This is a genomic window from Vibrio glycogenivorans (genome assembly GCF_051660965.1).
Classification (GTDB): Bacteria; Pseudomonadota; Gammaproteobacteria; order Enterobacterales; family Vibrionaceae; genus Vibrio.
The window spans coordinates 668,771-694,753 of sequence record NZ_JBPVIS010000002.1 but is presented as its reverse complement, the minus strand read 5'-3'; the positions used below and the strand labels follow the sequence as shown (position 1 = coordinate 694,753).

General features: G+C 47.6%; 22 protein-coding genes. 13 read left to right on the top strand and 9 right to left on the bottom strand.

All coding sequences use genetic code 11. The features are described from left to right. Window positions 1–56: 56 nt before the first annotated feature. From ACSTTG_RS07715 to ACSTTG_RS07705, 3 genes are all read left to right on the top strand, one after another. Complete coding sequence (locus tag ACSTTG_RS07715) at window positions 57–1,709, top strand: RCC1 domain-containing protein (protein WP_438474353.1); 1,653 nt, start codon at window positions 57–59, stop codon at window positions 1,707–1,709. 213 nt (window positions 1,710–1,922) lie between these two features. Continuing rightward, window positions 1,923–2,612 carry an AzlC family ABC transporter permease gene (locus ACSTTG_RS07710; protein ID WP_438474352.1) on the top strand — a complete coding sequence of 230 codons (690 nt, stop codon included), beginning with the start codon at window positions 1,923–1,925 and terminating at the stop codon, window positions 2,610–2,612. Window positions 2,613–2,616: 4 nt separating this feature from the next. Then, a complete protein-coding gene (locus tag ACSTTG_RS07705) occupies window positions 2,617–2,928 on the top strand; it encodes an AzlD domain-containing protein (RefSeq protein ID WP_438474351.1) in 312 nt (103 codons plus the stop codon). A gap of 234 nt (window positions 2,929–3,162) precedes the next feature. Here ACSTTG_RS07705 and ACSTTG_RS07700 read toward each other — a convergent pair whose 3' ends face one another. The 3 genes from ACSTTG_RS07700 to ACSTTG_RS07690 form a co-directional block, all read right to left on the bottom strand. Further along, entirely contained in the window at window positions 3,163–3,999 is an 837-nt protein-coding gene (locus ACSTTG_RS07700) for a heme/hemin ABC transporter substrate-binding protein (protein WP_438474349.1), read from the bottom strand. A 59-nt stretch (window positions 4,000–4,058) separates the two neighbouring features. Beyond that, window positions 4,059–6,302 carry a TonB-dependent hemoglobin/transferrin/lactoferrin family receptor gene (locus tag ACSTTG_RS07695; protein ID WP_438474348.1) on the bottom strand — a complete coding sequence of 748 codons (2,244 nt, stop codon included), beginning with the start codon at window positions 6,300–6,302 and terminating at the stop codon, window positions 4,059–4,061. Between the two features lie 376 nt (window positions 6,303–6,678). Then, the gene (locus tag ACSTTG_RS07690) at window positions 6,679–7,560 is read right to left on the bottom strand and encodes an NAD(P)-dependent oxidoreductase (protein ID WP_438457823.1); all 882 of its coding nucleotides are present in this window, start codon (window positions 7,558–7,560) and stop codon (window positions 6,679–6,681) included. Window positions 7,561–8,156: 596 nt separating this feature from the next. Between ACSTTG_RS07690 and yghU the strand changes: the two genes are divergently transcribed. After that, entirely contained in the window at window positions 8,157–9,014 is an 858-nt protein-coding gene (gene yghU, locus ACSTTG_RS07685; protein ID WP_438474346.1) for a glutathione-dependent disulfide-bond oxidoreductase, read from the top strand. 319 nt (window positions 9,015–9,333) lie between these two features. On the opposite strand, the gene cobO is transcribed toward yghU, so the two are convergent. Further along, window positions 9,334–9,948, bottom strand: a complete 615-nt coding sequence (gene cobO, locus ACSTTG_RS07680; RefSeq protein WP_438474345.1) for a cob(I)yrinic acid a,c-diamide adenosyltransferase — start codon at window positions 9,946–9,948, stop codon at window positions 9,334–9,336. A 216-nt stretch (window positions 9,949–10,164) separates the two neighbouring features. On the opposite strand from cobO, the gene ACSTTG_RS07675 reads away from it, so the two are divergent. Continuing rightward, window positions 10,165–10,629 (top strand): low molecular weight protein-tyrosine-phosphatase, encoded by a 465-nt coding sequence (locus tag ACSTTG_RS07675; RefSeq protein ID WP_438457826.1) that lies wholly within the window; start codon window positions 10,165–10,167, stop codon window positions 10,627–10,629. A 45-nt stretch (window positions 10,630–10,674) separates the two neighbouring features. On the opposite strand, the gene ACSTTG_RS07670 is transcribed toward ACSTTG_RS07675, so the two are convergent. Continuing rightward, window positions 10,675–11,346: an SDR family oxidoreductase gene (locus ACSTTG_RS07670; protein ID WP_438457827.1), complete on the bottom strand. Its 672-nt coding sequence runs from the start codon at window positions 11,344–11,346 to the stop codon at window positions 10,675–10,677. 140 nt (window positions 11,347–11,486) lie between these two features. Beyond that, on the bottom strand, window positions 11,487–11,990 hold the full coding sequence (locus ACSTTG_RS07665) for a VC2046/SO_2500 family protein (protein WP_438457828.1): 504 nt from the start codon (window positions 11,988–11,990) through the stop codon (window positions 11,487–11,489). A 715-nt stretch (window positions 11,991–12,705) separates the two neighbouring features. On the opposite strand from ACSTTG_RS07665, the gene ACSTTG_RS07660 reads away from it, so the two are divergent. The 4 genes from ACSTTG_RS07660 (at window position 12,706) to ACSTTG_RS07645 (ending at window position 16,145) form a co-directional block, all read left to right on the top strand. Continuing rightward, complete coding sequence (locus tag ACSTTG_RS07660) at window positions 12,706–13,176, top strand: hypothetical protein (protein WP_438457829.1); 471 nt, start codon at window positions 12,706–12,708, stop codon at window positions 13,174–13,176. Window positions 13,177–13,199: 23 nt separating this feature from the next. Further along, complete coding sequence (locus ACSTTG_RS07655; protein ID WP_438457830.1) at window positions 13,200–14,126, top strand: tripartite tricarboxylate transporter substrate binding protein; 927 nt, start codon at window positions 13,200–13,202, stop codon at window positions 14,124–14,126. 72 nt (window positions 14,127–14,198) lie between these two features. Continuing rightward, on the top strand, window positions 14,199–14,642 hold the full coding sequence (locus ACSTTG_RS07650) for a tripartite tricarboxylate transporter TctB family protein (RefSeq protein ID WP_438474344.1): 444 nt from the start codon (window positions 14,199–14,201) through the stop codon (window positions 14,640–14,642). A gap of 9 nt (window positions 14,643–14,651) precedes the next feature. Beyond that, entirely contained in the window at window positions 14,652–16,145 is a 1,494-nt protein-coding gene (locus ACSTTG_RS07645) for a tripartite tricarboxylate transporter permease (protein ID WP_438474343.1), read from the top strand. A gap of 142 nt (window positions 16,146–16,287) precedes the next feature. On the opposite strand, the gene sodB is transcribed toward ACSTTG_RS07645, so the two are convergent. Further along, a complete protein-coding gene (gene sodB / locus ACSTTG_RS07640) occupies window positions 16,288–16,872 on the bottom strand; it encodes a superoxide dismutase [Fe] (RefSeq protein ID WP_438457833.1) in 585 nt (194 codons plus the stop codon). A gap of 238 nt (window positions 16,873–17,110) precedes the next feature. On the opposite strand from sodB, the gene ACSTTG_RS07635 reads away from it, so the two are divergent. Further along, the gene (locus tag ACSTTG_RS07635) at window positions 17,111–17,446 is read left to right on the top strand and encodes a Grx4 family monothiol glutaredoxin (RefSeq protein WP_438457834.1); all 336 of its coding nucleotides are present in this window, start codon (window positions 17,111–17,113) and stop codon (window positions 17,444–17,446) included. 98 nt (window positions 17,447–17,544) lie between these two features. After that, window positions 17,545–19,488 (top strand): DNA topoisomerase III, encoded by a 1,944-nt coding sequence (locus ACSTTG_RS07630; RefSeq protein WP_438474342.1) that lies wholly within the window; start codon window positions 17,545–17,547, stop codon window positions 19,486–19,488. A 46-nt stretch (window positions 19,489–19,534) separates the two neighbouring features. Here ACSTTG_RS07630 and ACSTTG_RS07625 read toward each other — a convergent pair whose 3' ends face one another. Beyond that, a complete protein-coding gene (locus tag ACSTTG_RS07625; protein ID WP_438474341.1) occupies window positions 19,535–19,741 on the bottom strand; it encodes a hypothetical protein in 207 nt (68 codons plus the stop codon). A 562-nt stretch (window positions 19,742–20,303) separates the two neighbouring features. On the opposite strand from ACSTTG_RS07625, the gene ACSTTG_RS07620 reads away from it, so the two are divergent. Next, window positions 20,304–23,945 (top strand): glycosyl hydrolase 115 family protein, encoded by a 3,642-nt coding sequence (locus tag ACSTTG_RS07620; protein WP_438474340.1) that lies wholly within the window; start codon window positions 20,304–20,306, stop codon window positions 23,943–23,945. 317 nt (window positions 23,946–24,262) lie between these two features. Here ACSTTG_RS07620 and ACSTTG_RS07615 read toward each other — a convergent pair whose 3' ends face one another. Further along, window positions 24,263–24,685, bottom strand: a complete 423-nt coding sequence (locus ACSTTG_RS07615) for a DUF3010 family protein (RefSeq protein ID WP_438457838.1) — start codon at window positions 24,683–24,685, stop codon at window positions 24,263–24,265. A 151-nt stretch (window positions 24,686–24,836) separates the two neighbouring features. Between ACSTTG_RS07615 and ACSTTG_RS07610 the strand changes: the two genes are divergently transcribed. Beyond that, complete coding sequence (locus tag ACSTTG_RS07610) at window positions 24,837–25,832, top strand: transposase (RefSeq protein WP_438474338.1); 996 nt, start codon at window positions 24,837–24,839, stop codon at window positions 25,830–25,832. Window positions 25,833–25,983: the final 151 nt, after the last annotated feature.

The window sequence follows — 25,983 nt, the reverse complement described above, 5'->3', positions numbered from 1 at the left end:
TTTAATCTGAATCGAACTTCTGCATATTTGGAAGTATCTTAGAACAGGATTAAACAATGAAATTGAAATTTATCACATTGACAATCGCATCACTTTTAGTCGGTTGTAACTCATCAGAAGACCCTCAGCCAGGTGGTGTTGCACCAACTTTGATCGCGATTTCTATCGATGGTGAGTATAAGGTCGGTAACACATTAGATGGCTACGTTGAGTGCCAAGAATGCAGTGAGATTGAATACCAATGGTATGTTTCAGACGAGTTATTATCGACTGATGAGAGCTATACCATTAATCATGATGATTATGGTAAGGCAATTAGTTTTAAGGCGATTGCTCATAATGATGGATTGATCGACAGTGCCCTTGCGATCAACACGCCTTCGGTTGTAAGTACAGCCTCTTCAACTAACTTTTCGTTCGCTTCACGTATCTCCGATGGTAGTTTGGTTACTTGGGGGCGCTCAGATGCAGGAGGGGATAGCAGCAGCGTTGCAGATTACCTTAAATCCGATGTCTTTGAGGTTTTCTCAGCTAATCAGGGCGCTTTTGCTGGCCTGAAATCCGATGGAAGCGTTGTTACCTGGGGCTTAAGTGATGTTGGTGGAGATAGCAGCAGTATTGCAGATCACCTAGAGGAAGGCGTGGTCGAGGTGTTCTCGAGTGACAAAGCGTTTGCTGCACTAAAGGATGACGGTAGCGTTGTGACTTGGGGTAACTCAATTGGTGGGGATAGCAGTAGTGTTGCTGATCAGCTCAAAGGAGATGTTGTTTCAGTCTATTCGACAGGTGAAGGGGCGTTTGCTGCACTGAAATCCAACGGTAGCCTTGTCGTTTGGGGAAACAGCTCTTCTGGAGGTGATGCGAGCGAAGTTCAAGACCAACTTGAGTCGGGTGTAGTTGAAGTGTTTTCCAATCGTTATGCGTTTGCCGCACTTAAATCGAATGGTAGCGTAGTGACGTGGGGCTCTCGTAATAATGGTGGTGATAGCAGCGGGGTTGCCCACCAGCTGGGTGAAGGTGTGAGTAAGATAATCCCCAACGGAAGAGCCTTTGCTGCACTTAAGGTTGATGGCAGTGTTGTAACATGGGGCGGGAGCGGTTCTGGTGGCGACAGTAGTAGTGTGGCTAATGAACTGGAAGGAGAGGTGGTAGAGGTTTATTCAACTCAACGAGGAACCTCTAACGGTGCTTTTGCCGCACTCAAATCGGACGGCAGCGTTGTTACGTGGGGGTCAGCTACTTTTGGTGGTGATAGCAGCAGTGTTGCAGAGCAGCTTAAAGCGGAAGTGGTTGAGGTATATTCAAATATCTATACCTTTGTTGCCCTGAAAAAGGATGGTAGTGCCGTGGTTTGGGGATCCGCTAATTATGGTGGTGACGCGAGCAGTGTTGCTGAACATCTAACAAGCGGTGTGAGTAAGGTGTATTCAACTGCGTATGCCCATGCAGCGCTAAAACTTGATGGTAGCGTTGTTACTTGGGGTGATAATCGCTGGGGTGGGGATAACAGCGGTGTTACAGAACAGTTACAACAGGACGTGCAAGAGATATTTGCAAACAACTATGCCTTCGCTGCACTGAAATCGGATGGTAACTTAGTCACTTGGGGGGATGACACCTACGGCGGGGATAGTAGTGATGTCGCTGACCAGTTGCTCCCTGTTTGGGAAGAAACCTATAACAGCATTAATGATGAAGTAGTAGAGTGAACTCGATCGGCTTCTAATGTACTGCTTATTTTATAGTATAGACGAGGCGCTACCTTCATATAAGAACTGACAGACTAACTCGGTAGTAGAGTGTTGCTACCGAGTATTTAATTCAAATCACTTTCCTATTGATTTCCATCACCTTTATCCTGAATAATTGACTGTTAAAGCGTATCTTTAAGCGGCGCAGGTCATGGTATGTAAGGATAAGGGATGGCTCAGAATAACTTTTCGAATCGAATAAGTATGTTATTTAAGGGCACGGTAGCAATGGTGCCACTAAGCCTTGCTGTAGTGCCATGGGGCTTTCTTGCAGGTTCGTTCGCAATTGACTCTGGTTTAATGCCACTCGAGGGGCAGGCGATGAGCGCGATTTTATTCGCAGGCTCCGCTCAACTTGTCGCCATGGGAATGATTAAGGCTGGGGCCAGCCTGGCGACTATGATGGTCACCATTTTCTTTATTACCTCACGACACCTACTGTATAGCCTAACTATGCGTCGACATATTGCGCCGCTATCACTACGCTGGCGGATCACCCTGGGGTTTTTGCTTACCGATGAGCTATTTGCTTTATGCGGTCACCAAAAGCCTGAACGATTCGATCCTTGGTATGCCCTTGGGGCTGGCGTTTCCTTTTACTTGATATGGAATTTAGCCACTCTGGTGGGTATTGTGATCGGTGGTCAAATTCCTGATTTACAGCAGTATGGTCTGGAGTTTGCCGTCGCGGCGACTTTTATTGCGATTGTAGTGCCGAATATCAAAACGTTGTCGACGCTACTGGCCGCGCTATCTGCACTGATCTCTGCGGTACTGTTTGCATATTGGCAGGTGGAGAGTGGCCTTGTGTTAGCCAGTCTAATCGGAATGACGGTTGGCTATGTGAGTGGGGAGCGATAACCCGATGGTCTATGTATCTATACTCGTGCTGACGTTAATTGTCTTTGCTAGCCGTTACCTGTTCCTTGAGCCTAAGGTGCCACTGAGACTAAGTAGTGGGGCGCAGCGCTTTCTGAGCTATGCCAGCCCTGCGGTATTAACGGCTATTTGGGGGCCGATTGTATTTATGCCACATGGTGAGCTGAGTTTTAGCGATAACTTACCTTATCTGCTTGCCGCCGTTTTCGCCGTGGTGCTAGCGCGTATATCGCGCAATATTCTGCTGACTACGCTCGTCAGTCTCGGTGTGTTTTTTGTTTTGAAATGGATACTATGAAAAGACGGTAGACGAGGGGCGGATACAGGCTTTGCCCTTCGAGGAGCGAGGAGTTTTTTAAGAGAGCAATGTTGTGTGCTATTCGCAAGGGAGTATAGCCGAGCACTAAAAGAAAGCGGCAGCTGCTATAAAAAAGGACAGAACTATCTAAGCCTGTCCTTTTTTATTAGGCGATTGGTTGCCTAATCTATCCACATTTGGAACACTTTTAATGCCTACTTAAGTTAATAGGCATCAGAGTTGGCAGAATATACGATTAAGGTCCTTTGCGACCTCGATACTTGCAAGCCCAAAACCACCCAGTAGAGCCCCACTTGGAATCACGGCTATATTGCCATTGATGCCTGCTGGGGTGGACCGCATCAGTGGTAGTTTAGTAAGAAGCTTTTCGGTGCTGTTGTATGTATCCCATGCTCGCTGGCTGATGATGATGTGCTCAGGCTGCATGGCGACGATAGCTTCCATATTGGGTGCTTGATAACCGGAAATATGCTCCGCGACCGGGTTGTTACCGCCCGCTAAAGTGATGATGGTGTCGATTGCGGTGTTTGCACCACCAGCTCGAGGTCCACTGCCCATGTCGAGCATAAAAAAGACGGCGTTTGGCTTGGTATCACACTGGTTTTTTTCCATTTCAGAGATGCTTTCCTGGACCTGCTGCTTAAGGTGTATCGCGCTTTCTTGTGCCTCGACAATGTCTGCAATACTCATGATACGAGAGAGTAAGTGTGGGACGTCCTGTCCTGAGGGGATTGTAACCACCTCTACACCGGCGCTATCAATTTGGTCAAGCGTGGTTTTCGGTCCCATTTCATCAGTGCCGATTAGGTGAGTTGGGTTGAGTGAGAGCAGACCCTCTGTGTTTAATTGAACATGAAGTCCAATTTGGCTGACGTCATCATTTTCTATTAGGTGGCGACTAGTGAAGTCTGCCGCGACAAGTTTGTCTTGCGCCTCCAGAGCATAGATGATTTCAGTGACGCCAAAGCCGGCACTGACCATACGATCTTGCGCATGGGTCGACAGGCTAGGGAGCAATATTGATGCTAGTAGAATGAGCTGTTTTTTCATTGTTTATACCGGAGTAATCGGCCTCCCTTATTAGTGGGAGGCGATTAATTGATTAGGCTTTAGAATACGTATTTTGCGTTTAGACCGAAGTTCATACCAGGTGATGTCAGCGCATCTGGGTTTGTAACAGAGGCTTTTGTCAGTCCCTTAACGCGGCTGTAGTTGGTGTATTTTTTATCAAATAGGTTGAATACACCACCTCGGACGGTTAGGTTTTTTACTGGCTGCGCATAGGCGGTGACATCGACGACGCCATAGCCCGAGGTGTTGAGATTATTCTCATTACTCCAGTCAGAGCCACGTTTGCCGGCGACTGCAGTTAGAGTTGATTCCCAGCCGTATAGGCGATCTTGGCGATCAAAACCGATTCCAAAGACACCTGTCAGTGGCGCGATACTGTCGATAGCATTACCTGTGTCTTTGTCTTCACCCTCAGACCAAGAACCTGCCATTCTCACAAAGCTGCCTGTTGGAAGCTGACTCATGTCGCCAATGTGCAGCATGCTGGTTAGCTCGATTCCGTAAATGCGAGCATTTTCGATGTTTTCATTGCGTTGGTACAGGTAGGTACTACCATCATGCTCCTCTTCCCATGAGACAGAATTGATGAAGTCATTGTAGTCGTTGTAGTATGCCGACAGCTCCCAGTTAAGAAGTGCGTAGTTTTGGCGCAGGCCAACCTCAATCGAGTCACTGGTCTCTGGGTTTAAATCAGGGTTTGCCAGCACAATAACGTGCATACCTGGTACCGGGTTGCGCTCGAAACTGTAGTAAAGCTCTTCTGGTGTCGGTGCTTTAAAACCGCGCGAGTACTTAGCAAAGCCGCTGGTTGTATCTGTGAAGTGGAATATCCCACCCAAATGGCCTGTAAATGCGCTCGCATCAAGGTCGTGATATTCGCCAGTATTGCCATCAATTTCACGAGAGTCGGCTTCCGGGCGATATTGGAACATATCGTAACGCAAGCCAGCGGTCAGGATCAGGCGGTCATTCATCAGGTACATCTGATCTTGGGCAAATAGACCTGCCTTGCGTACGTCGGTTTTAGGCGGCATTTCTACCACACCACTGGTATCGTCACCTTTATCAGTGATATCACGAGTTTCAAGCTCAAAGGTACTGTCGATAATGGTAAAACCATAGATGAGGTCATGATCCACGGCGCCAGTAGTGATGGTTTTATCAAACTGGACATCAAGCTGGATAGACGAATCTTGTGCATCACGTTGTCGCTCGCGATTCACTTCTGAGCCGGGTAAAAGACCGGTGAGGGTATCAAAGGTTTGGTTCTCTGCTCGTGAATATTGCCAATTTGCTTTCCAAGTTAAATTATCGAACAGAGAGTTGTAGGCTGAATATTGGTGTTCAATACCAGCTTGAGCACGCTGCTGTTTATCTTGAAATCGATAGTTAGAGTAGGTATCAAAACCACTAGAAGTGCCTTCGAAAGACAGGTTGTTACCTTGTGAGTCTTGCTCAAAATATTGGCCAGTGAATCTTAAGTGATGATTTTCACTAGCTTGCACCTCAACTTTGGTAAGTATGTTGTTTGATGAGTAGCTCATCGGGTCTGCAGCGCCACGCTCTTCACCAAGGACGTCGGCACCATCTCCGTGGGTAGAGGTTTCGTTGCCTTCGCGGTGGGTGAAAATGAGCATAGCCTTAACGTCCTCTGACAGTTGACGTGCGGCATTTATCGTTGTTTTATAGCTATCGTCACTCGACTGATAACCCGCGTCAATACTCACATGGCCAGCACTTCCCTGAAGAAGGTCATCGGCATTCTTCGTACGCATCAATACACTACCACCTAGGGCACCACTGCCGTATAGGCTTGAAGATGAGCCTTTATTTACCTCTATCGCTTGTAGTGTATCGACTTCTACTTGTCCTTGGCCCTTGCCCAGTACGTTCATTACCGTTCCAGAGATCCCCGAGCCGTATGCGATAGGCTGTTCTACACCATCAACTAATACTTTTACGCGACTGCCATCCATACCACGGACATTGAAATCAGTTGCGCCAAAACGTGCGTTACCATTCATGCTGACACCCGGTACGTAACGCAAGCTTTGCTCAATATCACTCGCAAGTTGCTTTTCAAGATCGTTGGCCGAGACCAGTGCGACACTGCCCGCAACGTCGTTGATCGACTGCTCTGTACGCGAGGCAACCACGACCATGGTTTCTGTGCTGTGTTTAACTTCAGCCAGGGTGTAATCATTATTGGCGTGGGCAACTGGTGTTGTCAGAACGGGGAGCAAAAGAGAGACTGAGGCCATATTGGGCTTTAACAAGGACATACTGCTTTTCCTTAAAACTTTTGAGCAGGTAATATATCTATTGATAATAATTATCATTTACATGGGTATCATAGAGAAAATGTGCTAGATGAAATTGACCTAGATCAATTGCAAATAGTAATTATTATCATTTATGCATCGTATGGTGATTGATTGAGTGATCAGCACTAAGCGTGCATAACGTTATTCAAATGACATTGAGCCTAGAACTGCTTTAGTTTTGCAGGTTACAGTTAAACTGGCAGAGGTTGAGAATGACAGATGTGTCAAAGGGGAGGGGGCAGCGGATCGCTTATGTAAAAAAGCAAAAGGGCCACATGGCGTGACCCTTATCATCTCAAAAGCAAAAGTTGCTTGAGTTAACTCTTCGAGTTGATTACTTCTTTAGGTTAGTGAAGTAGTCGAAGATTACTGGTACGTCGTTGTTACCCATGCCTGCGTCAACAGCAGCTTGTAGGCTAGTAGAAGTACCTTGAGCGATTAGAGACTCAGTACCTAGCTCTTCACATAGAGCAAGGAAGTAGCCTAGGTCTTTGTTAGCGTTCGCTACAGAGAAGCCTAGTTTTTCTTCGCCATCTACAGCGTAGAACTTACAGAACTGCATGAATGGAGAGTTAGATGGACCAGCTGACATGATGTCGAATAGCTGTTGACCGTCAACGCCAGCAAGCTTAGCTACAGCGAATGCTTGAGACATAGTTGCAACAGTAGTCATACCCATGAAGTTGTTTACAAGCTTAGTCACGTGACCTGAACCTAGTGCACCTAGGTGGAATACGTTTTCGCCTTGCTCTTCAAGTACTGGCTTAACTTTGTTGAAAGTTTCCATGTCACCAGCAGCCATGATGTTTAGTAGACCATCTTTAGCGTGAGCTGGAGTACGGCCTAGAGGAGCGTCGATCATGCCTGCGCCGATAGCAGCAAGGTCAGCACCGATCTTCTTAGTAGAAGCTGGGATAGAAGTACCGAAGTCGATTAGAGTTTTGCCTTCAGACATACCAGCTAGGATACCAGTTTCGCCGTATACTACTTTCTCAACAACTTCAGAAGTTGTTAGACATAGCATTACGATGTCGCTTTTCTCAGCTAGTTCTTTACCAGAAGCAGCTTCAGATGCGTTACCGCGAGCTAGAACAGCTGCTACTGCATCTTTGTTAAGGTCCATTACGTTTACTTCGTAGCCACGGTTTTGTAGGTTCTCAACCATGTTGCCGCCCATCAGGCCTAGACCGATGAAACCAATTACTGGTTTAGTCATATCAAACTCCTAAAAGCATTATTGTATGATTATATGATTTACGCGGCATAGGATATACCGATGTCGCTGTTTAAGCAATCGTAGATTGTGATGAAACTATCGGCAAGTTTGAAAAGTGCGGGCCATGTCGACTATTTGTCATACCATAAATCTATCAAGGTGATTAACTTCACTAACACTTTGGTCTCAATCGATAAATAAATCTGCGGTAATTTTGTACAAAACGGCTTGCTGAAGCAAATATTGGTGAGGTAGATCACATAAACTAACTTATGTTGACGCATGGTGCCAAAGCAGAGCAAATTGATTAGTCATACCAAATGAAATTCCATTTTGCTGCAATGTGGGGGTTGGGCACAGCTTGGTTTTGCAAAAGAGATATAAAGCTGGTGACCAATATCATAGGTGCGGTTCTACAGGTAGTTTAGCTGGATGGCACATGACCCGAATTGTCCCAAAACCCGACTTTCTCGCTTTTTCCGCTGTACTATTCTCTGTAGGATGGAGAGGAATTGTAAGTGGAGCCCTCTGCTGCTCAATACAGCGGGTTTCAGGATCGGAAATTGGCACAATACCAAAATAAGGAATAACCAAGTATGGCTACAGAGTACATCCCACCAAAAGTTTGGACCAATGATGCAGAGAATGGCGGCGAATGGGCCGGGATCAATCGCCCTGATTCTGGCGCGCGTTTTGAGCGTGATTTGCCAGTCGGCGATCATCCATTTCAGCTACATTCACTGGCGACCCCAAATGGCCAGAAGGTCACTATCTTATTTGAAGAGTTGCTTGCAGCCGGGGTCAAAGAGGCGGAGTACGACGCGTATATCATCAAGATTGGTGACAGTGACCAATTCTCCTCGGGATTCGTTGAGATTAACCCAAACTCTAAGATCCCGGCGCTGCTCGATCTTTCTGGTGACACGCCAATTCGTGTGTTTGAGTCGGGCAATATCTTGCTTCATCTTGCGCAAAAATTTGATCAGTTTTTGCCAAGTGATATCGCCGCCAAGACCGAGACAATGAACTGGCTATTCTGGCTACAAGGTTCGGCCCCTTATCTCGGTGGTGGGTTTGGCCATTTCTATGCCTACGCACCAGAAAAATTCGAGTACCCAATCAATCGCTTTACGATGGAAGCCAAACGCCAGATGGACGTGCTCGACAAGCAATTGGCAAACAACAAATACATAGCTGGTGATGAATACACCATTGCCGATATCGCCATCTGGCCGTGGTATGGCAACCTGGTGCTTGGTAATCAATACAACGCGGGCGAGTTCTTAGATGTCGAGAGCTATCAGCACCTGCGCCGCTGGGCGAAAGAGATTGAGGCGCGCCCAGCAGTGCAGCGTGGCCGCATCGTCAATCGAGCGTGGGGAGAAGAGTGGGAGCAGGTTCCTGAGCGCCACAGTGCTGAGGATATTGATTCTGTGCTTGCGCTCAAACCTTAAAAACAGGGGCGGGGTTCGAGGACGGGCTTCGCCCTACGGGGAGCGAGGGGATTGACGCACGCGTTATGTTTCTTCGGACTCCCGGACTGAATGTGCTCCAAGTAAATAAAGAGCAAGGTCGATCACAAGCTTAATAAGAGCGAGGGTACTAACGCGCACGCTGCATTCCTCGCACCTCGGAACGAAGTGAACCCCGCTCCCCGCCCCTGATTACTCAGAAGCGAGAATCGGGAGGCGAGAATCGAGGAATTTGCCACATGCGTTGAACCACTCGCTCCTCGGAACGCAGTGAAACTCGCTCCCCGCCCCTGTATGGTTTTTACCAGTCAACGCCTTTGAGGGCTTTGATGCCGGATTCGAAGGCGTGTTTGACGTTTCTTACTTCCGATACAGTGTCTGCGAGTTCGATTAGGCTGCGGTGGGCGGCGCGACCGGTGATGACGACCGATTGCATCTTTGGTCGGTTGGATAGGGCTTCGATGACTTCATCCAGGTCGATGTAGCCGTAAGTGATCATGTAGGTTAACTCATCAAAGAGAACGACATCGAGTGAATCGTCGGCGAGCATGCGTTTGCACTCTTGCCAGACGATTTGGGCAGCTTGTGTGTCAGCGCTGCGGTTTTGGGTTTCCCAGGTGAAGCCTGTCGCCATCACTTGGAACTCTACGCCCAACTTCTCTAAAAGGTTACGCTCACCATTTTCCCATGTCCCTTTGATAAACTGAGCCACCGCGCAGCGTTGACCATGACCTACGGCTCTGGCGATGGTGCCAAAACCTGAGGTGGACTTGCCCTTACCATTGCCAGTGATCACCAAGATCAGGCCCTTCTCTTCTTGCGCCGCGGCAATCTTCTCATCGACTTGTTGTTTGACCTTTTGCTGGCGCTGCTGATGGCGTTGGTCTTTGGTTGAGTTGGTCGTGCTGTCGCTCATTATGCTGTCCTTGAAGTGTTCCTGTTGTCATCATAGCCTAGAAGCGAATGAACAAAAACCTCGATTTATTAGGGTCTTAATCGATATAATCTTGGCTTTATCGATTCCTTATCTTGTAGTGCCTAGGCTTATGAGACAAAGGGAAACGCACTAGACTGTGATTTGGCTGCTAGGCTATACACGCAGGAGACTAGGTTACATTAAGACAGGCATTAGATGAAAAGCAGAAGAGTAAGCAACATTTTGGTGGTGTGTATGGGTAACATCTGTCGCTCACCCACAGGCGAGGCGGTACTGCGAGCCAAAGCCAATCAGCATGGCATTGATATCGAAGTCGATTCAGCGGGAACAATAGATTACCACCAGGGTAGTGGGCCTGATCACAGAGCCAAACTCGCGGGAGAGCAGCGCGGTTACTCCTTTAAGGGCATTCGCTCGCGCCCAGTTATTGAGAGTGATTTTGAGCACTTTGATCTGATCCTTGCTGCAGATAAAGACAACTTGCGCGATCTTATGCGCCGCTGCCCAGTTGAGTATCAATACAAGCTGAGGCTGTTTTTGAGCTTTGGAGACTCCGATTATCAAGAGATCCCTGATCCCTATTACGGTGGGGAGCAAGGTTTCGAGCTGGTGCTTGACCTGATTGAGCAAGCGAGTGAGGCGATATTGGAGCAAGTTTGAAGCAAGAAAGTGTGCGGTTTCGGATCATCGAACCGCACACCGGCGCTAGACTTGCGCCGCCATCACGCGACCATTGAAGTGGTCATTGGCGACGATGTACTCGGTATGGCGGATAAGCTCATCCTGTGAGGCGGCGACGTTGCCACAAAAATGGATGCTTGGCGCAGGTAAGATCCCGCCAACGCGAATATTGAACGGCAGCAATTCATTAGCCCAGCTCTTGGTAAAGCCGCGCACAATCGAGCACGCCGAGTCACTGCCAACCAACTCCACCATATGACCGTCTGAGATAATATTGATGATCACGCCTTTTTGCTCGAGCGTTTTCATTCGCTTTGCCGCTTCTTTGCCCAGATTCAGCAAGCGTCCCGTCGCCTTGGCGAGTTGATGGACAAACTCATCTGAACTGGTGCTATCCAGGTGCTCAGTGCTTGGAAAGCCAGTACAGAGGTTAAGCACAATATTAGGTGCCTGATGGTTGGTCTGCTCGATAAAGTCGAATAGGGCTAGATTCGCCTCTGGTGAGTGACCAGGCATCACATACGGGTAGATCTCTTCGCTGTCTACCGAACACAATCGATGGGTTTGCTCAAGCGCCTGTGGATTGGTATCGGTGATCACGACCGATGCACCTTGACGAGCAAAGTGCTCTGCTAAAGCTCTGCCAATCGGTTTTCCTGCTGAAGTAATCAAGACCACAGCTTGTGTGATATTCATAATCGTTACCACCGTTAATGGTTTATGACACTCGTTTATTTTCTTTCAGAATGGTTTAACGGTAGAAAAATCGCTGTGAAACGGTTCAAAAAAAATATTTTGTTGTCAAGAAAACTGTGTGTTTTCGATCGCGTGTCACATTAGGCGTGCAGGCTAAGCTGATCGCGACGGTGTGCTTCATTCATTTGGTGATAGAAATGATGCGGAAGTTTTGCCTTTTGGTCAGGCGTATTGAGGCGACGCTGCTGGTGATGAGAGAGGTTGTGGTAGACCTCTTCAGGCAGATCATGGGTATGTTCAGGCAGGTAAGCCAGTGCTTCTGGCGTAAGATAGTGATTGAGCTTCGAGCTCGCCATACCACCTTGTTGGAATTGGCGTGCATTCTCTGAGCCCACGTCGTAGCTAGCACTGTCTGAGCGCAAAGGTTGGGGCGTCGCCAGCTGAAGTTCACGGCGCAGCAGATCATCGCTTGTTATCGTCTCTTCAACGCTATCAACCGGCGTCACTTCACGGATATCATCTGAGAACATCGACAAGAACAAGGCAAAATCAGCACGACGACCCTCATGAACCGCGCGGTTAATGTTACCGCCAGTTTGAAGTTCGTTAATGATTATGCTGTTGTCGAGCGTGGTTACTTGCATGAGGTTCTCCGTGATACTTCTATGCTATCGTCGCTGGTCCTAATTTCTTTAGAAATTTTTTTGATTGATATGAAGAAAGGCACTTCGGCTGTGGTCAACTCGACAGAATTTTGGGAATCAGTGCTGGTGGTTTTGTTGGGCTTTCTCCTGAACATTTGCCTAGGGTTAAAACGTAGCCCCTCGTCTTCCTGTACAGATTGGTGTGATGCATATCATATTGTATGGCTAACAAAGTATAGGCCGAAGACCGATGAAACTAATTCAGCCAATCGTCCAGTTCATATTTTTCACTAATATGAAAATATGCCAATTCTAAGATCTAAATAACCAGCTTCATCCTCTTTATCTCGTTGAAATACTAATGCGCGAAGTTTGACTTAGGCTTTAGTATGGGGGTAAATGATTGTGATAATTCAGTAGCTTAAAGGTATAAATGCTTGTTTGTTAGACACTTGTGGTGTTGTCAAAGTTTGGTCATATGGTGAGTTAGAATATTAATTCTAACTGTGAGCTTGATCTATAAATATAGTTGCCGCAAAAAATAGACCAGTTGAACAAATAATATTGAGTCTCTGATTAATTAGTCGATCGCCATCAAAAAAAAGCGCACCTGCAGTGCAGGGTTCGTGATCCTGTACTTAATCTGCCCTTTATCTGTTTGAGTCACTCCTTGTCCTACAATATGTTATTTGTGAAAGGCAAATAAGGAGCTGCCATGAGAGATATTTATTCTATCGCTGTTGATGCTGTCGAGTTGGTTAAGCCTGCAATCGAGCGCTTGTTTGAACGCACTAACCGCCAGGAGCTGCATATAGTGGTGATGAACCCACATCTAAAACCTTGGGAGTCATCCTTTGAAGAGGCGATTTTGTATCAAACCTCTTTAGGGAACCCAGAGTCTTGGACTATCCCATTTGATCACTTAGCACAAAAGAAAGCACAGCAAGCCTGGCGTGAGTCCACCAGCAATGTTGAGCTGCAGCAACTCCACCCAAGTGCGTTGCGCGATGAGGACGTCCTGTTCTATGGCTCGTTTGTCTACGGCAATATCGTCGTGGCGTGCAGTGGTGTCGAGCAATGGTATGACATGCTGATCAGCAGTTGGATAGCCATGGCCATCGAGCAACTGAGTGTCCACGAATACCAAACACAAAAAATCCAAAACCCTACACAAACCTATCGATAATTATAAATTCAAAAGGTCTAACTATGAGTAAACTACTTAAAACCCTACTAATTTCAATTGGTGCGCTGTTATCTGTAAGCGCTTTCGCTGCAGACTACCCAAGCAAAAATATTCGTCTAGTGGTGCCATTTGGTGCCGGTGGTGGTACCGACGCCGTAGGGCGAACCCTAGCGAACAGTGCCAAAGACGTGTTGGGACAAAACATTGCCATCATGAACCGCACGGGTGGCGCTGGCGCGGTTGGGATGAGCTTTGGCGCTCAACAGCGCGCTGATGGTTATACTCTGACCGTGGTCACTCGTGAAATCGCGTCACTGCCACAAATGGGCTTGATGCGCCACGATGCGGATGACTTTAAGCTGATTCGCTTGGTTAACTTAGATCCAGCGGTCGTGCTTGTGTCAAAAGATAGCCCATTCAATACCATTAATGACCTGATTGCCGAGGCGAAAAGTAAGCCAGGTAGCGTGAAGTTTGCCTCGACTGCAGCGCCAAACTTCTACTTGATGTCATTAGAGAAAGACCAAGACATTAAGATGAATGCCATTCCTTACAACGGCGCCTCTGAAGCCATTCCAGCTGTGCTTGGTAAGCACACTGATGTCACCATGGTTACCCCAGGAGAGGCCATCGCGCAACTTCGTTCAGGTCAACTTAAAGCGCTCGGTGTGATGTCAGAAGAGCGTATTGCTTACATCCCAGACGTTCCGACTCTAAAAGAGCAGGGCGTTGATGTTGTGACTGGTACATGGCGCGGGATCGGCGCACCAAAAGATACGCCAGATGAGATCATCGAGATTCTAGGCAATGCGTTTGATGAGGCGATGGCATCTGAAGAGTTTAAAGAGTTCATGGCCAAGGGTGCGATGACTATCCACAACTTGGACGCGCAAGCCTTTACTGAGTTTGTTGAACAAGATACCAAGGCGCTCGCGACCCTTATCAACTAACACCCAATACGGCGCCGATTTGGCGCCGTGTTACTTTTTCTTTTGTACCACTTGTATATTTTGGGTAAGTTCATGATTAATCGAAATGTTGTGTTTCCTTCCTTGATGATCGTGTTTGGCGCTGTGGCATTGTGGCTCATCTCCCAGTTCGATCGCCCTATGTATCAAGACGCGAGTGTTGATGCGAGTTTCTTTCCAACCTTGATTGTGATTTTACAAATCGTGATTTGTGCCACCTTGTTAATTCAACAAAAGCTTAAAGGCGTAGAGAAAGTGCAAGGTGCACTAATTGATCGCAAGTCGCTATTTGGCATCGCATACCTTATTGGTTATGCCGTTACTATCAGCATTTTAGGCTATTTATATGCCAGCCTATTGGCGTTTACCGCTTACTTGGCTTTTCTCAAAGTTAAAAAACCACTGTATTACGTGACTGGTTTGGTTTTTGTCTTTGGTGTTAATTACCTGTTTGGTCAGGTTTTCTATATTGCGCTTCCGCAAGCAAGCTGGATGTAGGGGGTGATGATGTTTGAACATTTAATCGGTGGCTTGGCCACCGCGATGAGTGCAGCCGTACTGCCAGTGCTAGTGTTTGGCGTACTCGGTGGGATCATCCTTGGCGCGCTGCCGGGTTTGACCGCGACCATGGGGGTGGCTATCTTACTGCCCTTTACCTTTGGCATGGAGCCAACCTCCGCCCTAGTGATGCTGATTGGTGTGTATATTGGCGGCATCTATGGTGGCTCGATTGCGGCGATCTTGCTTAAAACACCAGGCACACCAGCCTCAGCTGCCACCGTGCTTGATGGCCATACCATGGCCGCTAAAGGGCAGGCTGCGCGCGCCTTAAGTATCTCTGCGATTGCCTCTTTTACCGGCGGATTAATCAGTACTATCGTACTGATTGCTATCGCGCCGAAACTGGCCACCTTTGCCCTGCGTTTTAATGCGCCTGAGTATTTCGCGCTGGCGCTGTTTGGTCTGACTATTATTGCCAGCGTATCGTCAAAGAACATACTTAAAGGGCTATTAGCGGGCACTATTGGCTTATTGGTGGCGACGGTTGGCCTCGACCCGATCAGCAGCGTACCCCGATTCACCTTCGGCGTGATGGATCTATACAGTGGCATCAATGTGATTCCGGTATTGATCGGTTTGTTTGCCCTCTCTGAGGCACTCAATCAGCTGGAAAAACTGCATAAAGAGAAGAAAGTTAAAGCGACAAAGTTCGACCATAAGCTACTGAGTAAGTCTGATCTCAAGGAGATGATGCCAACCGCAATTAAAAGTGGCGCGATGGGCACCGCAATCGGTTCGGTCCCGGGGGCTGGTGCGGATATCTCGGCCTTTGTTTGCTATAACGAAGCTAAGCGCTCAGCTAAAGACCCTGCAGAGTTTGGTAACGGTTCTGTGCGGGGCCTGTCTGCTGCAGAAGCGGGTAATAACGGCGTAACCGGCGGCTCACTGGTGCCACTTCTGACCCTTGGCGTACCGGGTGATGCGGTCGCAGCGGTACTATTGGGTGCGCTGATAGTGCAGGGTTTGACGCCTGGGCCACTGCTATTTACCCAGAATCCTGAGATTGTCTACGGCGTGTTCAGCTCAATGCTGATTGCTAACTTAGTCATGCTGGTGATTGGTTTGATTGGGATTCGCTTTTTCTGTCGGATCATTGAGGTGCCGAAACTAATCATGATCCCTGTGATCGTCTTCTTATCGATTGTCGGTGCGTATGCGATCAATAACTCGATGTTTGACGTGGGCATTGCGATTGCGTTTGGCTTGCTAGCGTTTGTGTTGGGTAAAATGGACATTCCTTCCTCCCCGATCCTGCTGGCGATTATTCTGGGTCCCATGGCGGAGACGAATTTGCGCAAGTCACTATTGATGTACGATGGAAGTTGGGCGTTCCTCTATGAGCGACCGATTGCGTTGGCATTTATTCTATTGGCTATCTTCTCTGTGTACTCCACGCTGAAGATGAAGAAAAAACAGAGCTTAACCGAAACACCGACCTAGATAATGCTCAGCGATAAAAAAGCTCGGCGCGATAGCCGAGCTTTTTTATGCCACAGAGCCGGCTATTCTAGATACTTGCTGAGAAAATAAAAAACCCGCGCCAAAGGCGCGGGTTTGAACTCATAGACTTATAGTCACTGGATTACTTAGCTAGGTTCTCTGCTACGAAGTCCCAGTTAACCAGTGCCCAGAAACCGTTCATGTAGTCTGGACGCACGTTGCGGTAGTCGATGTAGTATGCGTGTTCCCAAAGATCCACAGTTAGAAGTGGTGTTACGCCTTCTTCTGTTAGAGGCGTTGCTGCATTAGACGTGTTAACGATGTCTAGTGAGCCGTCTGCCTTCTTAACAAGCCAAGTCCAAGATGAACCGAAGTTGTTGATTGCAGAGTCGGTGAATTTTGCTTTGAACTCTTCAAACGAGCCAAATGCTGCGTTGATAGCGTCTGCTACCGCGCCTGTTGGCTCACCGCCTGCGTTTGGCGCTAGACAGTGCCAGTAGAAGGTGTGGTTCCAGATCTGTGCTGCATTGTTAAATACGCCACCGGTCGATGTCTTGATGATCTCTTCAAGAGTTTTACCTTCAAACTCAGTGCCAGGGATCAGACCGTTTAGCTTAACAACGTAAGTGTTGTGGTGCTTACCGTGGTGGAAATCTAGTGTTTCTGCTGAGATGTGTGGTTCTAGCGCATCTTTTGCGTAAGGAAGAGCTGGTAGTTCAAATGCCATTACTCGTTTCTCCATTGTTTTGTTGAAAGAGAGGGGTCTCTTTCGTGAGCTTCCAAGTTTTATTTTATACGTCTTATGACTGACTTCGCGTTAGTCTAACAACTTTTTTACTAAAAAAAACCTAAATTTAGCGCTCAAGCACATGATTTTATTAACCCTAAAATTATTGGGCTTTTTATTCTTGACTAATGGTTTAGAATAGTCGGATTAAAAGCCGTCATTCCAGCAAGAGGAAGCCATGGAAACTATCGACAAAATCAAGCAGCAGATCGCTGAAAACACCATCCTACTTTACATGAAGGGCTCTCCAAAACTGCCTAGCTGCGGTTTCTCTTCTCAGGCTGCACAAGCTCTGATGAACTGTGGTGAGAAGTTTGCTTACGTTGATATCCTGCAAAACCCAGACATTCGCGCTGAGCTACCGGCTTACGCACAATGGCCAACCTTCCCACAGCTTTGGGTTGAGGGTGAGCTAATTGGTGGCTGTGACATCATCGTTGAGATGTTCCAAAAAGGTGAGCTGCAAACGCTTATCAAAGAAGCTGCGGAGCGTGCTCCAAGTGAAGACGCGTAAAAATAGCGCGTCAAGCTGTATATAGATACAGTTATTTGTTGATTTTATAAGGCCACATTGGATAATGTGGCCTTATTTATTTGTGCTGGAAGCCCACTATGACCCGTCTTTATATCGCCGAAAAACCAAGTTTAGGCCGTGCCATCGCAGCTGCGTTGCCGGGTGGACAAAAGAAGGGGGAGGGTTATATCCAGTGCGGTAATGACATCGTCACTTGGTGCATTGGTCACTTGCTCGAGCAGGTAGAGCCCGATGCGTACGACGAGCGTTACAAAAAGTGGAATCTCGCCGATTTGCCAATCGTGCCGCAGGAGTGGCAGCTCAGGCCGAGAAAAACCGCCAGTAAGCAGTTAAATGTGGTTAAGAAGTTGCTGCGCAGCGCAGATGAAATTGTTCATGCGGGTGACCCAGATAGGGAAGGGCAGCTTCTGGTCGATGAGGTGCTTGACTACTGTAAGGTGTCAAAAACGAAAAAGGCGGCGGCTCAGCGGCTGTTGATCAGTGACCTTAACCTGCCTGCAGTCAAGCGTGCGCTGTCCTCAATGCGTAGCAATCGTGATTTTATTCCCTTGTCGGTTTCTGCCCTGGCCCGCTCGCGTGCTGACTGGCTGTACGGCATGAATATGTCGCGCGCTTATACCTTGCTCGGTAAAAAAGCCGGGTATCAAGGTGTGCTTTCAGTGGGCCGAGTACAAACTCCCGTGCTTGGGCTGGTCGTGCGTCGCGATGAAGAGATTGAGAACTTTGTCCCGCGTGATTACTACACCTTGCATGCTTTGATCCCCTATCAGGGTGAGTCTGGTCTATTTGACATTCGCGCGCGCTGGAAGCCCAGTGAGGCCTGCCAGCCGTGGATGGACGAAGAGGGGCGGGTGCTGAATAAAAAACTGGTTGAGAATGTTGCCGGAAGGATCGCGAATCAGCCTGCGTTAGTGACCGAGTCGGAGCAGAAACAGACCAAGCAATACGCGCCACTGCCTTATTCATTGTCTGCGCTGCAAATTGATGCTGCTAAGCGTTTTGGTATGAGTGCCCAGCGGGTACTCGATACCTGTCAGTCGTTGTATGAGAAGCATAAGCTGATCACCTATCCTCGCTCAGACAGCCGCTATCTTCCACGCGATCATTTCAAACAAGCACGCAGTGTGTGTGATGCGATTGCCAATAACAGTCGTGAGATGCAAGCTGGCGTTGAGGGTGCCGACCTGAGCATCAAATCTAAAGCTTGGAATGATAGCAAGGTGGATGCGCACCATGCGATCATCCCAACGCCAAAGAAAGCGGCCTCTAATGGTATGTCCGGTGATGAGCTAAAGGTGTATAAGCTTATCGCCCGTCAGTACCTAATCCAGTTCTACCCACCTGCGGTGTACGCTGAGGCGAAACTGGTGTTTGATATCGCTGGGGGCACCTTTGTTGCTAAAGGTCGCCAGTTGGTTGAGCTGGGTTGGAAGACTTTGATGGGCAAAGTCGAAGAGTCTGATGCCGGAGTGGATCAAGTCCCGCCACTTAAAGAGGGGACCAGCTTGGTATGTCGAGAGGGTGAGATCAAAGAGCGTAAGACCGAGCCACCGCGCCACTTTACCGAAGCAACCCTATTGCAAGCCATGACAGGGATCGCGCGTTATGTCGAAAATAAAGATCTCAAGAAGATCCTGCGTGAGACGGATGGGATTGGCACCGAAGCGACGCGAGCGGGTATCTTAGATACCCTGTTTAAACGTCAGCTTTTAAAGCGTCAGGGTAAGCAAGTACTCAGCACGCCCGCAGGTCGAGGGTTGGTTCATGCTTTGCCTGATGAATCTACCTATCCCGATATGACGGCAATTTGGGAGCACCAATTGCAGAGCATCGCAGAGAAGGGCCAGGCTTATCAGCCGTTTATGGTTGACTTGACCACAAGACTTGAGCAATTGATGGAGTTAGTCAAAACCTCTCCGGTGCCAGCGTCGCTGACCCAACTGCCACCGGTCGAAAGGCCTGCTTACAAGAAAAGAAAATACACGCGTAAAAAAGGGTCAAGCAAAAGAAAAAGCGATTAGCTGCTAGTGAGCTAATCGCTTGTTGTCTGTTTCAAGGGCAGGAAGTCTATTCAAACAAGTCTTCATTGCCTTTGATTGCCGAGCTTACGTCGGTTTGTGACAGCACGCGTTTGCCCAAATCTTGTTTGACCTGGCGACCCAAAGTGACTAACGCGTCACGGTTGGCTTTCGTCTGGCGCTTGCCCGCACTGCGTAAGCAGTAATTCAGTTCATGATCTTCACTAAAGTTCACTAAGTCTTTATCAGCAGCCATCGTTCCTCTCCTTTTATGTCAGCGATCCGCTGCATTTAATCATGAAACTGGCAGCCTGTTTTTCAAGCTATTGTTATGACGTTCATCACGAATAATACTGAGTTCTAACAAATGATTACGTTGGAATAGTGAACTGCGTCTTACAACTGCGAAAAGTAAAATTATCTTAGTCAGTATAAGGAACGAGTAAATATGGTAATTCACTCGCAATAACCTTAATTGAATAAATACTATCAACAGTTTGACAGCCACCCTTTATTAGATGAGTTGTTGCTGAGTTTTATAAGTTTTTCGTGAAGTAATAATCAAATTCCCACGCAGTAGATTAAATGTAAACCAATGTTGATAATTGTTAGATCAATCATGAGAAATTGGTCTACTAGCTGATAATATAGCTCCCGTTATATATCTAGTAAGTGCTCATTTTTAGCCACTCTTACCGATTCACAAAGCTCTTGAATGTAGATGTAAGCCTGGCAAAAGTGTGCGTACAGCAAACGGTAATGCACTTCCAAGCACGAGGGAGGTGCTAGTTTTCATCTAACGGAATAGGTAAGGGGTTATGGGATTTCAGTATCAAAGAGGTGTGATACGAGCATTTATTGTCTCGATGTTCATGTTGATAGTTTCGGGGTGTTCACAAGAGCCGGAAAGTAATGAGTTTTGGCTTGCTACTGGTGACACACTAGCCGAGATTTATGTCTCACAAGATGAGGATGCAAAGATTGTCCGAGCGGCTAACGACTTAGCCATGGATATTGAGAGAGTGACAGGTCGCAAGCCAAACATTATCAATGCGATTGATAAGGCGAGTAACAACGTGATTATTATCGGCACGTTGGAGTCTCCGGAAATCGTGAACCTCAAGTCTCAAGGTGCCATTGACGAGATTGACGGCGCAGAAGATTTGGTCGAATCATTCCTACTTAAAACCATTACTCTTACGCAGCAAGATGACAAAAATGCGCTAGTAGTGGCGGGAAGTGATGCGATGGGCACCATCTTTGGTATCTATGATATCTCTGAGCGTATTGGGGTGTCGCCGCTCTACTGGTGGGGAGACGTTGTTCCAGAGCAGCAGCAGGAGATTGCGTTTAAGGATTTGGTTGTGGCGCCGCAAGCGCCTTCAGTGCGTTTTCGTGGCATCTTTATTAATGATGAAGGGGCAATGACACAATGGAGCGGCAACACCTCCATCGATAAGCTGCACGGTAACCCAAGCCCAGAAGTCTACGAGCGTGTATTTGAGCTATTGCTGCGCATGAAAGCCAATACCCTTTGGCCGGCGATGCACGGGATCAGTAACTACTTCTTTGAGGCCAAAGATGAGCATGGTATTGCCATCAATCCACGCCTAGCGACGGAGTACGGCATTTATATTGGCGCATCACACTGTGAAAATATGGGGCGGAATAACCTCAGTGAATGGTGGGGCTGGGCTGCTGCAAATAAAGATAAATACGACGCTGAAGGCCTGCCTATCTGGGACTATTCTGTTAACCCACTGGCTATCGAAGCCTACTGGATGGAGCGTCTGGTTGAGGCGAAAGACTTCAACATGATCTACACCCTAGGTATGCGTGGTGTTCACGACTCACCCTTTAAGCACGAAAACTTGATCAATCCAACCTTAGCCGATAAGAGTGCACTACTGCAAAAAATCATTGATCGTCAGAGAGAAATGATTGCAGAGGTGTTTGGCGCTGAGGATGCTGTTCCACAAATCTTCGTTCCTTATGAAGAGGTGGGTGAGCTGTACAATGGTGAGAGCACCAATGGCGAGGAGACATCGCAAGGCGTCGATATCCCGCAGGACGTTATCATTGTTATGACGGAAGATAACTTTGGTTATGTGAGGCAGACGCCACGACCGCATGAGCAAGAAAGAGTCGCGGGCAATGGCTTGTACTACCACCTTGCTTACCAAGGCTACCCAACTCAGTACAACTGGCTGTATACAACGCCACTGCCTTTGGTGCAAAAGGAGCTGCTCAAGTCCTATGCTTCCAACACCAACGCATTGTGGATGATCAATGTGGGTGACATTAAGCCTGCAGAGTTAGGTATCCAGTTCATTATGAAGATGGCCTACGATATCAATGCTTATCCAGTTAATGCGACGAAAACCTTCTTGGAGGACGCAGCCAAGCAACACCTAAATATTGAGGGTGAGCAGGCAAGTGAATTTGCCGATATTATCACTGAGTTCCATCAGTTGGCGTGGCCTAAAAAGCCGGAAGCCATGACGCCTCACTGGGTTTGGCACTGGGAAAACGATGATATGTATCAGCACTACGACACGTTTGTGTTTGGTGATGAGGCGCAGCGTCAGATTGAAAATATGCGCGAGTTGGAGTCGCGAGCGAAGGCGATCTACGACGATTTAGACCAAGCGAGCCAAGCGCCATTCTGGCACTTTGCTTACTACCCGATTCGTTCAACACGCTTAATGATGGAGAAAACCACCTACTACCGTAAAAATTACCAATACGCTGAGCAGGGACGATACGCTAGTGTTAATGCGTACAAAGAGCTGTCTGAGCAGGCGGAAGCAGCAATTCAGCGTGATCTCACTTTCTACAATAAGGAGTTTATGGACGGTAAGTGGGACGGGATTATGGACCCTTACGCTGACTACAACTCCAAGCGTAATATCTTCAACGTCGCGGTAATGCCCAACACCTTAATCTACGCGGAGAAGTTTATTGAAGACGCGGTTGAGGGTATTGGATCGGTATCGGAAGGTCAGGTAACCGGAGATGAACAAGTAACTCTAAACTTCTCTTCATTCGAAGACAACAAGCGCTTTATTGATGTGTTCAACCTTGGTCTGGAGCCAATGGCTTGGCAGATTGAAACGGATGCAGACTGGATTTCAGTGTCGCAGTCATCTGGCGAGGTCGACATTGAGCAGCGTTTGTGGGTATCGATTGATTGGGATTCAGTGGACGTTGGGACTAATCTGGGCTCGATCAAGGTGATAGGCGTTCATGGGCATGAGAAGTCATATCCAGTTAAAGCGGAAAAATACGCGATTGAGTTAGAGCCGAACAGCTATGTCGAAAGCAACGGTTTAGTGGCGATTGAAGCCGAACGCTACTCAGATAGTGCCGCAGGAAAAGACGATTCCCGTTGGCTAGAACACAAGCATTTTGGTTACACCGGCTCTTCTATGGTGGTGAAGGCTGACGCCAAGGTCACCGATAACCATATCAGCGATTCTGCAAGACTTGACTACAAGGTGCTGTTTACAAGTAAAGGCACCTTCTATGGCGAGCTGTACCGTATCCCAACCTTGAATGAGGGTAAGGAGATGACCGCAGACATCATGATTGGCGTAAACGGAGAGCAGCTGCAAACACTCAGTGGCGTGCGTCAAAAAGGCCAAAAACGTAATGAAACCCTTGGCTCTGGCGAAAAGGTCTCATGGACTTGGTATCGCAATGTACTGGCCCAGATGGAAAAAATCCCGTTTGAAATCACTATCGACGAGCCGGGCTATCACACCATCAGCCTATACCAGGTAGATGCAGGTATCGGTATTGATCGCATCGTCCTAGCAACACAAGATGTGGCCAAGTACGAGCAGACACGAAGCCTAGTAGGTGCCCCTGAGAGCTATAACAATATTGCCCCTTGGAGCCCTGTTGCTATCGCGCCTACACCAGAGTTTAGCTTAGAGACTGTTACCGTTAACGCTGGCACAGCGGTTGAGCCTATGAGTGATCTCAAGATCAACTTCGCCATGTACGGTATGCCACCAGCGTTAGGCTTTACTCCAGTGAGTCAGAGAAATGTCTTTAATGACGGTAAGAGCCAACTTGGCTGGGCCAATGCTAATATGCACGACATCAAGATCGAGCACAACGAGTCCACTTGGCAGATTCCATTCTGGCAGCGCAATGGTTTGACTGGTAAAGAAAACGCTAGCTTCTTCGCTAAGTTAATCCCCGGGCGTTATAAAGTGACCTATTACATGGGTGATGTCAGAACCAACCGCAATTCGGTTTATCGTACCGGTAATGATTACCAAATGTCCTTTACGATTAATGGTGAGCTACTGATGGATAACGAGATGGTTCAAGCTGGCAATCAAGTGGTTAAAACGGTTGACGTTGTGGTGTCTGATGATGAACTGTTGGAGTTGAATCTATCAGGTAATTGGATTATTAATGCGCTGGAAGTGGTTCCTATTGATGGGTAATCGCAACATGCTCGCTTTGTTGAGAACGAGCAATTGGCTCTGCTCTTTTGACAGTAATTTTGTATTAAATGGGGCGAAACACAGTTTTGTTCAGAAGTGTGCAGACTGAGCGATAAAAAGCCAGTAGCCATGAAATGACCGGGGCGTGAAACATGAAAATGCACATTAATGCGAGCGCCCCATGAAACTTTAAGGGCACACTGCTAGTGTTTTAGGGTCCGAACTAGTAGTACTTTCAAAGTCAGCAAACAGCGCACATAAAAAAACCGATAGACGCTCTATCGGTTTTTTAGACACGTTCATAGTGGAGCGCTGTGCTACTTCATGATACAGGCGTAGGCCACCATAAATGCTGGCTCTTGATACTGCTTTAGCCCCGTCTCTTTAAAAGGCACTAGGAGTGGATTGCGCTTTAGACCCTCTTTGATTTCTGCCGGAGAGACAACATCGACCTTAAGTCCATCAATAAGCTGAATAGCCGCTTCCAACTTGAAACCCACTGCACCACCAGCAAACTTACCTTTAGTTTGGCGCTGACGGATCACAACTCGCTCAACCTGATAGTCTTGCATCAGCTTTGCAAATGAGAACTGAAAGTGCTTCATCTTGTCGGTGTCATTAGCATCGCCAATGGAAATTTTTGCCACGCGGCAATCAGGGATATTAAAAACACCATCAGACAGGGACAAAAGACTGATAATCGCATCATTCCCACTAAGTTCAACACCACAAATTTTCATTTTATTACCTTGTTATAGATCAGCAGCAGAGTATAGGAGTTGTCACCGAATAGTACCACCCCAAAAATATATAATGACACCCATAATATATTGGTGAAGTTGTTTACCCTCTCCTACACTGAAGTAGTGCTCAAATCTCGGGAGAGTCACGATGCCCAAAGCTCGCTCTGAACAAGTTAGTCTGGATGATACAGCCTACTATCACTGTGTTTCGCGCTGTGTGCGTAGGGCCTACTTATGTGGTGTTGATGAGGTTACTGGCAAAAGTTATGAACATCGGCGGGGTTGGGTTGAAGAGCGTCTGCTCAGGTTGGCGCGTGTGTTCGCCATTGATGTTTGCTCTTATGCGGTGATGAGTAATCATACCCACGTGGTGCTGCATGTTAATCAGGTGACGGCTCTGGGTTGGAGTGCGCATGAGGTCTTGGAGCGTTGGCATCAACTGCACAAAGGAACATTACTAACAACTCGCTATCTTAGTGGAGAGCAGCTCGATGACGTGTCATTGAAAGCAGTAATGGATATTGTTGAGGTGTATCGCCTGCGTCTGTATGACATCAGTTGGTTTATGCGTAATCTTAATGAGGCTATAGCCCGTCAAGCTAACAAGGAAGAGGGGTGTACTGGACGATTTTGGGAAGGGCGTTTTAAATCGCAAGCGCTACTTGACGAAGCCGCCTTAGTTACCTGTATGGCTTATGTCGACTTAAACCCGGTCCGCGCCCAGATAGCGCCCACTCCTGAAGAGTCTGATTATACCAGTATCAAGTCTAGGGTGGATACTCTCCGGGTTTCTGACGGCTGTGACCCGCGCCAACCTAAAGCCTTATTTCCCTTTGTTGGTGACCCTAAGCAGGAGATGCCAGAGGGGCTGCCGTTCCGACTTGAAGATTACCTGTCACTGGTGGATTTCAGTGGTCGCGCCATACGCGAAGACAAGCATGGGGCTATAGCTGAGTACCATCCGCCGATTTTATCCAGACTAGGGATCGATGAAGCGGTGTGGGAGTCTCTGATTGTTTCGCTTGAAAAGGAGTTCACCGGACCTATCGGCGGTGAAAAGTCTCTGCGTCAATACCAAAGACAGCACGGCTTGCAAAGGATGAAAGGCGTGACTTCCGCAAGGCGTTGCTTTAAAGCCGCATAAACCACTTTTGACCTTTTTTCGCTACGGTGACAGCTGTGGCGGGGAGAGACATTACCGGTAGCGATATAAATAGCTAAAAATGAGCGAAACCGTAATTTCAATATCATATTTTGGTACTCGGCTTTAGTTAACCTTCACTCTGCACACATAA

What these genes read in the sequence shown, in the direction of transcription:
- yghU (WP_438474346.1), top strand. Translation starts at nt 8,157, where the DNA reads ATGGCTACAGAGTACATCCCACCAAAAGTTTGGACCAATGATGCAGAG.
- ACSTTG_RS07650 (WP_438474344.1), top strand. Translation starts at nt 14,199, where the DNA reads ATGATTAATCGAAATGTTGTGTTTCCTTCCTTGATGATCGTGTTTGGC.
- ACSTTG_RS07615 (WP_438457838.1), bottom strand. Translation starts at nt 24,685, where the DNA reads ATGAAAATTTGTGGTGTTGAACTTAGTGGGAATGATGCGATTATCAGT.
- ACSTTG_RS07715 (WP_438474353.1), top strand. Translation starts at nt 57, where the DNA reads ATGAAATTGAAATTTATCACATTGACAATCGCATCACTTTTAGTCGGT.
- ACSTTG_RS07675 (WP_438457826.1), top strand. Translation starts at nt 10,165, where the DNA reads ATGAAAAGCAGAAGAGTAAGCAACATTTTGGTGGTGTGTATGGGTAAC.
- ACSTTG_RS07710 (WP_438474352.1), top strand. Translation starts at nt 1,923, where the DNA reads ATGGCTCAGAATAACTTTTCGAATCGAATAAGTATGTTATTTAAGGGC.
- ACSTTG_RS07635 (WP_438457834.1), top strand. Translation starts at nt 17,111, where the DNA reads ATGGAAACTATCGACAAAATCAAGCAGCAGATCGCTGAAAACACCATC.
- ACSTTG_RS07655 (WP_438457830.1), top strand. Translation starts at nt 13,200, where the DNA reads ATGAGTAAACTACTTAAAACCCTACTAATTTCAATTGGTGCGCTGTTA.
- ACSTTG_RS07660 (WP_438457829.1), top strand. Translation starts at nt 12,706, where the DNA reads ATGAGAGATATTTATTCTATCGCTGTTGATGCTGTCGAGTTGGTTAAG.
- ACSTTG_RS07610 (WP_438474338.1), top strand. Translation starts at nt 24,837, where the DNA reads ATGCCCAAAGCTCGCTCTGAACAAGTTAGTCTGGATGATACAGCCTAC.
- ACSTTG_RS07665 (WP_438457828.1), bottom strand. Translation starts at nt 11,990, where the DNA reads ATGCAAGTAACCACGCTCGACAACAGCATAATCATTAACGAACTTCAA.
- ACSTTG_RS07695 (WP_438474348.1), bottom strand. Translation starts at nt 6,302, where the DNA reads ATGTCCTTGTTAAAGCCCAATATGGCCTCAGTCTCTCTTTTGCTCCCC.
- ACSTTG_RS07670 (WP_438457827.1), bottom strand. Translation starts at nt 11,346, where the DNA reads ATGAATATCACACAAGCTGTGGTCTTGATTACTTCAGCAGGAAAACCG.
- ACSTTG_RS07620 (WP_438474340.1), top strand. Translation starts at nt 20,304, where the DNA reads ATGGGATTTCAGTATCAAAGAGGTGTGATACGAGCATTTATTGTCTCG.
- ACSTTG_RS07700 (WP_438474349.1), bottom strand. Translation starts at nt 3,999, where the DNA reads ATGAAAAAACAGCTCATTCTACTAGCATCAATATTGCTCCCTAGCCTG.
- ACSTTG_RS07690 (WP_438457823.1), bottom strand. Translation starts at nt 7,560, where the DNA reads ATGACTAAACCAGTAATTGGTTTCATCGGTCTAGGCCTGATGGGCGGC.
- ACSTTG_RS07705 (WP_438474351.1), top strand. Translation starts at nt 2,617, where the DNA reads ATGGTCTATGTATCTATACTCGTGCTGACGTTAATTGTCTTTGCTAGC.
- ACSTTG_RS07645 (WP_438474343.1), top strand. Translation starts at nt 14,652, where the DNA reads ATGTTTGAACATTTAATCGGTGGCTTGGCCACCGCGATGAGTGCAGCC.
- cobO (WP_438474345.1), bottom strand. Translation starts at nt 9,948, where the DNA reads ATGAGCGACAGCACGACCAACTCAACCAAAGACCAACGCCATCAGCAG.
- sodB (WP_438457833.1), bottom strand. Translation starts at nt 16,872, where the DNA reads ATGGCATTTGAACTACCAGCTCTTCCTTACGCAAAAGATGCGCTAGAA.
- ACSTTG_RS07625 (WP_438474341.1), bottom strand. Translation starts at nt 19,741, where the DNA reads ATGGCTGCTGATAAAGACTTAGTGAACTTTAGTGAAGATCATGAACTG.
- ACSTTG_RS07630 (WP_438474342.1), top strand. Translation starts at nt 17,545, where the DNA reads ATGACCCGTCTTTATATCGCCGAAAAACCAAGTTTAGGCCGTGCCATC.